Raw genomic sequence first — 10,404 nt, forward strand, 5'->3', positions numbered from 1 at the left:
GGTCGTTGGTGACGCGTTTGGTGTCTTTGATGAAGGCGTGCCACTTGTCGATGAACTCGGCGTTGGGTTCGGAGTCGACGCTCATGAAGTAGTTCCAGGCGGCGAGATGTCCGACCAGCGGCTTGGTGTCGATGCCCGACAGTTCCTCTTCGCCGACCGAGAAAGCGATCACCGGGATGTCCGTTGCGGAGATGCCCTGGTTGCCGAGCTCCTTGTAGAACGGCACGTTGGCGTCGCCGTTGATGGTCGAGACCACGGCGGTCTTCTTGCCGGTGGAGCCGAACTTGCGGATGTCGGCCACGATCGACTGCCAGTCGGAATGGCCGAACGGCGTGTAGTTGATCATGACGTCGTCGTCGTCGACGCCCTTCGCTTCGAGGTAGGCGGCGAGGATCTTGTTGGTGGTACGCGGGTACACGTAGTCGGTGCCGGCCAGCACCCAGCGCTCGATGCCCAGCTCGTTCATGAAGTAGTCGACCGCCGGAATGGCCTGCTGATTGGGCGCGGCGCCGGTGTAGAACACATTCTTGGACGACTCCTCGCCCTCGTACTGCACCGGGTAGAACAGCAGCCCGTTCAGCTCCTCGAACACCGGCAGCACGGACTTGCGCGACACCGAGGTCCAGCAGCCGAACACCACGTCGACCTGCTCCTTGCTGAGCAGTTCGCGCGCCTTCTCGGCGAACAGCGGCCAGTTGGAGGCCGGGTCCACCACCACCGCCTCGAGCGGCTTGCCGAGCACGCCGCCCTTCTTGTTCTGCTCGTCCACCAGCATCAGCACGGTGTCCTTGAGCGTGGTCTCGGAAATGGCCATGGTGCCGGACAGCGAGTGCAGCACACCCACCTTGATGGTGTCGGCGGCCTGCGCCATGCCGGCCAGCAAGGCGCCCGTGGCGGCCAGGGCCAGTCGCCGGGCAAACGAAGTCATGCGATCAGTCATGCGAAATTCTCCTGTGATCCGGGGGGCTCAGATCTGCAGCTGCACGCCGAGGATGAAAAAGTCGGTGCTGTCGGCACCGTCGTAGTCGTCGGCGCCGTAGGTGGCGATGACCTTGGCGTTCTGGCCGTCGATGATGTAGCCGAGACCCACTTCCCAGCGGTCGTGATCCGGCGCGTTGTCGTCGTCCACCTGCTGGAAGCGCACATGCGGCTGCAGCTTGCCGACGCCGTAGGTCTGCGGTGTCAGGAAGCTGGCCAGCACGAAGTAGCCGCTGCCCTGGTAGCCGAAAGCCGGCATCTGGTCGTCGTGGTCGTAGTCGTAGTAGGCGCCTTCCAGGCTCACCGCACCGCCGTCGCCGACCTTCTTCTCCAGCAGCACGTCCACGTTCCAGCCGAAGAAATCCCCCGGCGACGCCAAGGTGCCGGTGCCGTCGGACTGGTACTGGGCGGCGACACCGAAGGTCAGGATGTCCTTCGCGCCGAAATAGGAGCTGGTGGTGTAGAAGCCCGGCTCCGGATCCCACAGTGCCCACTGCAGACGCCCGGCGAACAGCAGGTTGTCGTCCTGGTTGGGGTTGTTCAGCGAGTTGATGCCGGAATACGACGTGTCCATGCCGTCGTAGACGCCAAGCGCATAGCCGAACACGCCTCCGTCGATGGAACCGTTCACGGAGACACCCTCGTCGCGACCGGCGAAGATGGCCGGATAGGCCTGCGCGATCGGGAAGGTCCAGGCGTTCAGGTAGTACGGGCCGTCCAGGTTGGCGCGGTCCGACGGCGGCAGATGACGCCCCATCCAGATGTTGAACTCGGGCGCGAAGGTGAACTTGGCGATCGCATCCAGCATGCGAACGTCGTCGTCATCGCCGGTGTCGTACCGCTCGGTGTTGAACTCCAGCATGATGTATTCATGCAGCTGGGCGTTCAGGTACAGGCGGATGCTGTCAACCGTGAAGTCGTTCGAGCGCCCGTCGTCCGGCGCCGCGTCCTCCACCGAACTGAAACTGGTGCGCAGACCGGCGCCCACCGACACCCACTTGGTGTCGTCGATCTCGATCTTGGCGCCGGCATTGGCGGTGTCGGCGGCCAATAGGCCCACGCTGGCGGTCGCGGCCAGCAGTGTTGTTCTTGCGAAATGCTTCACAGGCATGCCCGTGCTCCCTGAAAGTTAAGCGATGCCTCCTCCCGAATGGCGGTGTTCGATTAGCAACCACCATGCCATGCAGCGCGCGACCCGCTGTGCAATGGCAATCCCCCAGTAACGCACTCGACATCGACCGGCATGTGCACCGCCCTGGTGCGCACAACGCCCCTTCGGCGCCGCGCCGGCCCAAAGCGGTTCAACCAGTGAGCGCACCCTCACGTTCGATGAACGCGATCACCTCATCCAGCCCGGTTCCGGTCTTCAGGCAGGTGAACACGAACGGCCGCTCGCCACGCATGCGCCGGGCGTCACGGTCCATCACCTCCAGCGAGGCGCCGACGTGCGGCGCCAGGTCGGTCTTGTTGATGATCAGCAGGTCCGAGCGGGTGATGCCCGGCCCACCCTTGCGCGGGATCTTGTCGCCGGCCGACACGTCGATCACGTACAGCGTCAGGTCCGACAGCTCGGGGCTGAAGGTCGCCGCCAGGTTGTCGCCGCCGGACTCCACGAACACCACGTCCAGCGGCGCGAACCGGCGCGACAGATCGGCCACCGCGGCCAGGTTCATCGAGGCGTCCTCGCGAATCGCCGTGTGCGGACAGCCACCGGTTTCCACGCCGACGATGCGCTCCGGCGCCAGCGCCCCGGCCCGGGTCAGGAATTCGGCATCCTCGCGGGTGTAGATGTCGTTGGTGACCACGGCGATCTGATAGCGATCGCGCAGCGCGCGGCACAGGGCCTCGGTCAGCGCCGTCTTGCCGGAACCGACCGGCCCGCCAATCCCCACGCGCAGCGGCCCGGCCACCGATGTATCCAACATGCGTATCTCCTGAATTCAAGATCGAAAAAGACGGCTGTACTGGGTCTCGTGCCGGCAGCTGGCGATGGCCAGCGCCGGCGCCGCCGCTCCGATGTCGGCATCGGCCACGGCCAGCCCGCTCGCCACCACCGCCGGAATATCCTGGGCCAGCTCATACAGCAGGCGCTGCGCGGCCGTATGGCCCAGCGGTACCGCCCGCACCGCCGCGCTGACCTGTGCCTCCAGCCAGGCCCACAGGCAGGCCTGCGCCGCCGTGGGCGGGGCAATGCGAAAACGTGTGGCAGCCAGGGCAAACAGGGCCAGCGCGGTGCGCTGCGGCAGGTCGACCCAGGTGCGTGCGTCATCGAGATCCAGGTCGCCCAGCAGCACCGCCCAGGCGCTGGCCAGCGCGCGTTCCTGGGCGCGCAGTTCCGCGGTGTCGCGCATCGCCAGCAGCAGCCCGGACCAGTGCATTGCCGCGTCCCGGTCCCCGGCCGAAAAGGCTGCCATCAGCCGTGCCAGCAGGGGCACTTCCACCCGCGCCAGGCTGTGCTGCAGCTGACCGCCGATCCACGCCGCCGCCTGTGGCAGGTCGCCGACCCACCCCAGCTCGACCGCGGTTTCCAGGCCCTGTGAATACGCAAAGGCGCCCACCGGCAGGGTGGCGCTGGTCAGTTGGCGCAGCCGCAGGTCGGCCAGCGCACCATCAGTGGGCGTGCGTGTGTCCATGGCCGGCCGCCGCATAGGCGCCCGCCTCCGGCTCGAACGGCGACTTGCCGACCGCCACCTGCAGACCGAGCCCACGCAGCATGTCGTCGAGCACGTGGTCGTGCAGGTAACGCAGCCAGCCGTCGCCCAGCTGCACCGCCACATGCCGGTTGCCCAGGTGATAGGCGGCACGCAGCACCAGCAGCGGCGTGTCGGCGGTGGCGGTGGACACCGCCTCGCTGGCGGACCGCACCACCACGGTGGCACCCCCGGGCCCGCCGAGCACGTCGCCGCCGCGCAGCACGGTGCCGCGCGGCAAGGCCAGCAACGCGGGCAGGCCACTGTCCAGGCGCACGCGCTGGCGCGAACGCACGCGCCGGTCGAAGCTAAGGGTCAGCGAATCGGCGCCGGTGGCACCGGTCAGAACGTGGTCGAACACCTGCATGACTGGATCTCAAGCAACTCTCGGGCCAGCCAAGTATCGGTGCTCACTGCGGCTGGATCGGGAAACCATCCTGCGGCCCCAGTGCCTCGCGCTCGCGCTGGAACATGGCGCCACTTTGTACGTACACGCTCAGCAGGCCTATCAGCGACTCGAGCGCATTCCAATGGATGCGTTCCCAGCCGTGCGAGCCGTCGATGCCGAAGCACACCAGGGCGGTGCGCAGGTCGTGCCCGGCCTGCAGCGCGGCGGCAATGTCCGAGCGGTAGTAGCGGAACACGTCGCGCTGGTGCGCGATGCCGAACTCCTTGCACAGCAGCAGCAGGCGCCGGGTGAGGTGGTAGTCGAACGGCCCGGACGAGTCGGCCATGGCGATGGTCGCGCCGTATTCGGCCGAGTTCTGCCCCGGTGCGGTGGTGCCGTTGTCGATGGCCACCATCTCGGCCACCGTGTCCGGCAGCACGGCCGATGCACCGACGCCGACCTCCTCCAGAATGGTGAACAGGAAGTAGACATCGCTGGGCAGCGTCGGCCGCGTGTCGTGCAGCGCCTTGAGCGTGCCCAGCGCCACTGCCACACCGGCCTTGTCGTCGAGGTGGCGGGAGTTGATGAAGCCGTTGTCCGACAGCTCGGGATTGGCATCAACCGCCACGAAATCACCAACGTAGATGCCAAGCTTCATCAAGTCTTCAATACCGCCAAGCGGCTCGTCGAGACGCAACTCCAGGTTGTTCCACGCCGACGGCTGACTGTCGACCTCCGGCCCGAAGGTATGACCGGATGCCTTCAGGGGCAGCAAACTGCCCCGATGCGACCCCCCATCGGTGAACAGCGTCACGCGTGCCCCTTCGGCGAAACGGGCATTCCAGTGGCCCACCGGCACCACCTCCAGGCGCCCGTTGGGCTTGAGTGCCTTCACTTGCGCGCCGAGCGTGTCCAGGTGGCTGACGATGGCGCGCGCCGGTGCACGTGCCGCGCCACGCACGGTGGCCCGAATGGCACCCAGGCGTGTCAGCTCGAACGGCACACCCAGGCGCTTGAGCTCCTCGCACACCACGTGCACCACCCGGTCCGTGTAACCGGACGGACTGGGCGTGTGCAGCAGTTTCATCAGGATATCCAGCACATAGCGCTGGTCGATGGGGAGGACTCTCATGGCGATGACGTTTTTCAGATCGCCGGCAGGCGGCGAGTAATGGGGAACAACAGGTCCACGAAGCGCTGCGCGGTCGGCTGCGGCTCGTGATTGGCCAGTCCGGGGCGCTCGTTGGCTTCGATGATCACATGCTCGGGCCGATCCGGCGCGGTCACCAGGAAATCGAGACCCACCACCGGGATGTTCAACGCCCTCGCCGCCTGCACCGCGGCGTCCGCCAGGGTCGGATGCAGGCTGTCGGTCACGTCATGCAAGGTCCCGCCGGTATGCAGGTTGGCCGTCTTTCGCACCTGCAGGCTGACGCCGCTGGGCAACACCTGGTCCAGCTCGTAGCCTGCCAGACGCACGCAACGGGCGGTTTCGTCGTCCAGCGGGATGTGGCTCTCGCCGGCACTGGCGGCCAGCCGCCGCCGGCTGAGTTTCTCGATCAGTTCGCGAACGGTTGCCTGCCCGGTGCCGAAGACCTGCGGCGGCCGACGCACCGCGGCGGCGACCACCTCGAAGTCGATCACCACCACCCGCAGGTCGTCGCCGGGCACCAGCTCTTCCAGCAGCACCGTGTCGCAGTAGCGGCGCGCCACGCGAACGGCGCGGGTCAGCGCCGCGGCGTCGCGCACGTCGACGGTGATGCCGCGCCCCTGCTCACCGCGCGCGGGCTTGACCACCAGCGGCCCATGCCGCTCCAGGAAGGCCCGGTTCTGGCGCGCGGCACCGGCCACGCATTGCTGCGGCAGACGCAGACCGGCGCGGCGCAGGAAGCGGTTGCTGGCCAGCTTGTCGTCGCACACGCTCATGGCGACGGCGGAGGTGAGCTCGCTCAGCGATTCGCGACACAGCACGCTGCGTCCACCGTAGGTGAGTTCGAAGTATCCACCCTCGGCGTCGATGACATTGACACCAATGCCGCGCCGCGCCGCCTCGTCGACGATGATCCGGGCATAGACGTTGAGCTGCTCGTATTCGTTCGGCTGCGGACCCACGAACAGCGGTTCGTTGTACGAATTCTTGTGCTTGAGGCAGAACACCGGCACGCGCTGGAAACCCAGCTTCTCGTAAAGGCGAATCGCCTGCCGGTTGTCGTGCATCACCGACAGGTCCATGAAGGCCCGCCCGCGCACCTGGAAGAACTCCGCCAACTGCCGGGTCAGCGCCTCGCCCACCCCCGGCAACGGCGCCTGCGGATCGGCCACCAGCGCCCACAGGGAAGCGCCGTTTTCCGGATCGCCGAACGCCTCGACATGGTCGACCCCCATCACCACGCCGAGCACCTTGCCGGTTTCCTCATGCTCGGCCACCAGGTAGCAGATCGTCGTTGACTTGCGGTGGGCCCAGATGAAATCCGGGTCCGGCGGCAGCATGCCCCGCTTGCAGTACAGGTCATGCGCCGCCTGCGCGTCGGCGTGGCTGTTGAGCCGACGCACGATCAGCCCGGCGACGCGGCGCGCCGCCGGACGGTAGTCATACAACCACAGCCGGTACGTGTGCGACGGGTCCAGAAACACGCTGTTCGGCGCGCTGGCGGTCACCACATGCGGCTCGCGCAGATAAATGGCGATATCGCGGTGGCCGGTCTTCTCGCTTTCCAGCAACCGCACCACCTGCAGCGGGTCGGGAAAGGTCTGGCCGAAGATCACACGCCCCCAGCCACACTCCACCGCCACGTTCTGGGCGCCGGGCTGTGCCTGCAGACGCGAGTCCGCCTGCTCCGGATCCCAGTTGCGCAGGCTCGGCGCATTGCCCCGCTCGAGCCGATGCTTGACGCGCTTTTGTGAGTTGCTCACCCGAGAGTCTCCCTGTCGCGGGATCAAAGACCCTGCTGCTGCAGCCACAACTCAAGCAGCGTGATCTGCCACAGCTTGGAGCCACGCAGCGGCGTGATGTGCGCCTCCGGCTCGGCCAGCAGGGTGTCGACATACGCATTGTCGAACACGCCGCGCTGGCGCGCGCGCGGCTGCAGCAGGATGTCACGCACAAAGTCGAGATACGCGCCGCGGATGTACTTGAGCGCCGGCACCGGGAAATACCCTTTCGGGCGATCAATGACCGCTCCGGGAATCACCTGGCGCGCCGCCTCCTTCAGCACGTACTTGCCGCCCTCGCGGATCTTGTGTTCGGCCGGGATGCGCGCCGCCAGCTCCACCAGCTCATGGTCCAGGAACGGCACCCGCGCCTCCAGCCCCCAGGCCATGGTCATGTTGTCCACGCGCTTGACCGGATCATCCACCAGCATGATGGTCGTATCCAGGCGCAGCGCCTTGTCGATGCCGCCGGTCGCGCCCGGCTGCGCGAAATGCCCGGCCACGAACTGGCGGCTATAGTCCTCGCCCACCCACGGCGCCTGCACACAGCGCGCGTACTCGGCATGGTCGCGGTCGAAGAAGTGCCGCGCGTAATCCTCGAGCGGATCGCGGCTTTCGAGCAGCGGCGGATACCAGTGATAACCGCCGAACACCTCGTCGGCGCCCTGCCCGCTTTGCACCACCTTCACGTGCTTGGCCACCTGCTGCGAGAGCAGGTAGAAACCCACCGCGTCGTGGCTGACCATGGGCTCGGACATCGCCGCCACGCAGTCCGGCAGCGCCGGCAGCAGACGATCGGCACCGATGAAGATGCGTTCGTGTCGGGTGCCGAAGTGCTTGGCGATCAGGTCCGAATACTCGAACTCGTCGCCCTTCTCGGCGTCGACCGCCTCGAAGCCGATGGAAAACGTGTGCAGGCCCTGTTGCCCCTGCTCGGCCAGCAGGCCGACGATCAGGCTCGAATCGAGCCCTCCGGACAGCAAGACGCCCACCGGCACGTCCGCCACCAGTCGGCGCCGCACCGCCAGGCGCAGGCTGTCGAGCACCTGCTCGCGCCACTCACCGAAATCCCGCGCGCCGTCGGCCGCGTCACGATCGAAATTGGGCGTCCAGTAGGTGTCGAACTGCAGGCTGCCGTCGGCGCCGATGCGCAGCGTGGTGGCCGGCGGCAGCTTGCGCACACCCTGCACGATGGTGTGCGGCGCCGGCACCACGGCATGAAAACTCATGTAGTGATGCAGTGCGACGGGGTCGATATCGGTCGATATGTCGCCACCGGCCAGCAGGGCCGGCAGCGTAGAGGCGAAGCGAAAGCGGCCTGGCTGCTCGGTGTAATACAGCGGCTTGATGCCCAGACGATCCCGGGCGAGAAACACGGCACCGCTGTCGCGCTCCCAGATGGCGAACGCAAACATTCCCTGCAGGCGCTGCACGCAGGCGGGACCCCAGGCGTGATAGGCCTTGAGAATGACCTCGGTATCACCGGAAGAGAAAAAGCGGTAACCGAGTCCCTGCAGTTCCTGGCGCAACTCGGGGTAGTTGTAGATGGCGCCATTGAACACCATGAGCAAGCCGAGTTCATTGTCCAGCATCGGCTGCTGCGCACGCGCGCTGATGTCGATGATCTTCAGCCGGCGGTGGGCGAAAGCGACCGGTCCGTAGCCGATGCGACCGGCACCGTCAGGCCCCCGTGGCGCCAGCACCTCGGCCATGCGCTCGACGGCTGCCGGATCAGCCACCTGGCCGTCAAAACGAATCTCGCCCGCAATCCCACACATAAACAACCTCTCGTTCCGGCAGCGAAATGAATACCGCCAAAAAACTCATCCGGACATCAATGAAACAGGCCCGGACGCAGCAAATAAACAAGCATTCCGATTGGCAAAAAACGAATGCCCTGCCCCGGCCTTCGATTCACGGATGAATAAAACCAATCGAATAGCGGAAGCCATAATGTTATCACAAATCGCGATAAGCCGCGAATGAATAAGGCCGATCAGTGGATATTCGGCCGTATCGGGCAATGCGCTCTGGATGCCAATCAGGGAGATAGAAAAAGAAAAGCAATCGCGGCCTTCCGGCGAACGCAACCCCCCACGCACCGTCACCTGCCGCCGGCCCCGAGCGGCCTGTGCCCGACCCGCCCGGCTGCAGCTGAACGGCATCGGGCGCGCACCCCGGCGTCCCGCACGTCCGGCGGCGCCGCGTCGGCAGGCACGCTTGCCCTGCGCGCTCTACAGGTCTAGGGTCAAATCCTGCCTGCGCGTGCAGGCGACACCCAACCCACAGGAGGTCAGCCCATGAGCAGCCATACGTACAAGGTTGTGGAGATCGTCGGCTCTTCGCCCAACGGAACCGACGACGCCATCCGCAACGCCATTGCCGAGGCGGGCAAGAGCCTGCGTCATCTCGACTGGTTCGAGGTCGTACAGACACGCGGCCACCTGGTTGACGGCAAGGTCGGCCACTTTCAGGTGATCTTGAAGGTCGGCTTCCGCCTCGAGAACTGACGCGGCGACTATTCGACGGCGCCAGCGCCCGATCGCGCGGCTTCTGAGTCACGCCAGAGCCCGCCGGGTTGAACTTTTTCACGGCCATGTGCCTCCCAATGAGTGACTCTCGAGCAATCAGGAGACACATCATGGCCGAAACCATCAAGAATCAGGGCGAAGGCGATCGCGAATCCGCGCGTCGCTACAACGCGGACACCCGGCGCACGGCCGCGCAGCTGTCCGATGAACAACTGCGCGGCACAGAGGCATTAACGGAGACGCAAGAGCGCGAACTTAAGCGCGCAGAGGAAAAAGGCAGGTCGCGCTCCAAGGGCGAAGACCCGATGGTGTCGCGGAACCGGTAATCGGCGGCGGCGCCTGTGGCTGACCTGGTGAAACGTCCCCGTGCATCGCCGGCGGACACGGCTCTTCAAAACAGGTAATACCGCTGCGCCAGCGGCAACACCTTGGCCGGCTCGCAGGTCAGCAGCGCGCCATCGGCGCGCACCTCGTAGGTCTGCGAATCCACCTCCATCAGCGGCGCATAGTCGTTGAGCACCATGTCGGACTTGGTCACGCTGCGCGTGCCCTGTACCGCCACTGCGCGGCGGCGCAGGCCCAGCGTTGCCGGCACGCCGGCATCCAGCGCGGCCTGTGAGACAAAGGTGAGGCTGGTGGCGGCGATGGCCGGGCCAAAGGCGCCGAACATGGGCCGGTAGTGCACCGGCTGCGGGGTGGGGATGGAGGCGTTGGGGTCGCCCATGGGGGCGGCGGCGATGGCCCCGCCCTTGAGGATCAGCGCCGGTTTGGTGCCGAAGAAGGCCGGCTTCCACAGCACGATGTCGGCGAGCTTGCCGGCCTCCAGTGAGCCCACCTCGTGGGCGATGCCGTGGCTGATGGCGGGGTTGATGGTGTATTTCGCCAC

General features: G+C 66.3%; 12 protein-coding genes. 2 read left to right on the forward strand and 10 right to left on the reverse strand.

The genetic code is table 11. The features are described from left to right. From ABYX71_RS07680 to ABYX71_RS07720, 9 genes are all read right to left on the reverse strand, one after another. Positions 1-928: ABC transporter substrate-binding protein (locus tag ABYX71_RS07680; RefSeq protein ID WP_372695923.1), on the reverse strand; the 928-nt coding region annotated here is incomplete at its 3' end. Between the two features lie 39 nt (positions 929-967). Next, positions 968-2,089 (reverse strand): porin, encoded by a 1,122-nt coding sequence (locus ABYX71_RS07685; protein WP_135280599.1) that lies wholly within the window; start codon positions 2,087-2,089, stop codon positions 968-970. Between the two features lie 190 nt (positions 2,090-2,279). Further along, positions 2,280-2,903, reverse strand: coding sequence for an urease accessory protein UreG (gene ureG, locus ABYX71_RS07690; RefSeq protein ID WP_135280598.1), 624 nt, complete (start codon positions 2,901-2,903; stop codon positions 2,280-2,282). A 15-nt stretch (positions 2,904-2,918) separates the two neighbouring features. Further along, a complete protein-coding gene (locus ABYX71_RS07695; protein WP_240696068.1) occupies positions 2,919-3,611 on the reverse strand; it encodes an urease accessory protein UreF in 693 nt (230 codons plus the stop codon). After that, entirely contained in the window at positions 3,589-4,035 is a 447-nt protein-coding gene (gene ureE / locus ABYX71_RS07700) for an urease accessory protein UreE (RefSeq protein WP_372695921.1), read from the reverse strand. Before ureE ends, ABYX71_RS07695 begins: the two co-directional genes overlap by 23 nt. A 43-nt stretch (positions 4,036-4,078) precedes the next feature. Then, positions 4,079-5,188: an osmoprotectant NAGGN system M42 family peptidase gene (locus ABYX71_RS07705; RefSeq protein WP_135280595.1), complete on the reverse strand. Its 1,110-nt coding sequence runs from the start codon at positions 5,186-5,188 to the stop codon at positions 4,079-4,081. A gap of 14 nt (positions 5,189-5,202) precedes the next feature. Further along, on the reverse strand, positions 5,203-6,969 hold the full coding sequence (gene ngg, locus ABYX71_RS07710; RefSeq protein WP_135280594.1) for an N-acetylglutaminylglutamine synthetase: 1,767 nt from the start codon (positions 6,967-6,969) through the stop codon (positions 5,203-5,205). A gap of 23 nt (positions 6,970-6,992) precedes the next feature. Further along, positions 6,993-8,765, reverse strand: coding sequence for an N-acetylglutaminylglutamine amidotransferase (locus ABYX71_RS07715; RefSeq protein WP_135280593.1), 1,773 nt, complete (start codon positions 8,763-8,765; stop codon positions 6,993-6,995). A 45-nt stretch (positions 8,766-8,810) separates the two neighbouring features. Further along, positions 8,811-9,152 carry a hypothetical protein gene (locus tag ABYX71_RS07720; protein ID WP_135280592.1) on the reverse strand — a complete coding sequence of 114 codons (342 nt, stop codon included), beginning with the start codon at positions 9,150-9,152 and terminating at the stop codon, positions 8,811-8,813. A gap of 135 nt (positions 9,153-9,287) precedes the next feature. Between ABYX71_RS07720 and ABYX71_RS07725 the strand changes: the two genes are divergently transcribed. Both ABYX71_RS07725 and ABYX71_RS07730 read left to right on the forward strand, forming a co-directional pair. After that, the gene (locus ABYX71_RS07725; protein ID WP_135280591.1) at positions 9,288-9,497 is read left to right on the forward strand and encodes a dodecin; all 210 of its coding nucleotides are present in this window, start codon (positions 9,288-9,290) and stop codon (positions 9,495-9,497) included. Between the two features lie 131 nt (positions 9,498-9,628). Further along, positions 9,629-9,844, forward strand: coding sequence for a hypothetical protein (locus ABYX71_RS07730; RefSeq protein WP_135280590.1), 216 nt, complete (start codon positions 9,629-9,631; stop codon positions 9,842-9,844). Between the two features lie 65 nt (positions 9,845-9,909). Here the strand turns inward: ABYX71_RS07730 and ABYX71_RS07735 are convergent. Then, positions 9,910-10,404 (reverse strand): amidohydrolase family protein (locus ABYX71_RS07735; RefSeq protein ID WP_372695922.1); only part of this gene is annotated, 495 nt, incomplete at its 5' end.

Origin of the sequence: Immundisolibacter sp., from assembly GCF_041625615.1 — a bacterium.
GTDB lineage: Bacteria > Pseudomonadota > Gammaproteobacteria > Immundisolibacterales > Immundisolibacteraceae > Immundisolibacter.

Bases quoted from the DNA above. Each gene is read 5' to 3' on its own strand.
- ABYX71_RS07720 (WP_135280592.1), bottom strand. From the start codon at position 9,152: ATGCCGTTCAGCTGCAGCCGGGCGGGTCGGGCACAGGCCGCTCGGGGC.
- ABYX71_RS07685 (WP_135280599.1), bottom strand. From the start codon at position 2,089: ATGCCTGTGAAGCATTTCGCAAGAACAACACTGCTGGCCGCGACCGCC.
- ureG (WP_135280598.1), bottom strand. From the start codon at position 2,903: ATGTTGGATACATCGGTGGCCGGGCCGCTGCGCGTGGGGATTGGCGGG.
- ABYX71_RS07705 (WP_135280595.1), bottom strand. From the start codon at position 5,188: ATGAGAGTCCTCCCCATCGACCAGCGCTATGTGCTGGATATCCTGATG.
- ABYX71_RS07715 (WP_135280593.1), bottom strand. From the start codon at position 8,765: ATGTGTGGGATTGCGGGCGAGATTCGTTTTGACGGCCAGGTGGCTGAT.
- ureE (WP_372695921.1), bottom strand. From the start codon at position 4,035: ATGCAGGTGTTCGACCACGTTCTGACCGGTGCCACCGGCGCCGATTCG.
- ABYX71_RS07730 (WP_135280590.1), top strand. From the start codon at position 9,629: ATGGCCGAAACCATCAAGAATCAGGGCGAAGGCGATCGCGAATCCGCG.
- ABYX71_RS07725 (WP_135280591.1), top strand. From the start codon at position 9,288: ATGAGCAGCCATACGTACAAGGTTGTGGAGATCGTCGGCTCTTCGCCC.
- ABYX71_RS07695 (WP_240696068.1), bottom strand. From the start codon at position 3,611: ATGGACACACGCACGCCCACTGATGGTGCGCTGGCCGACCTGCGGCTG.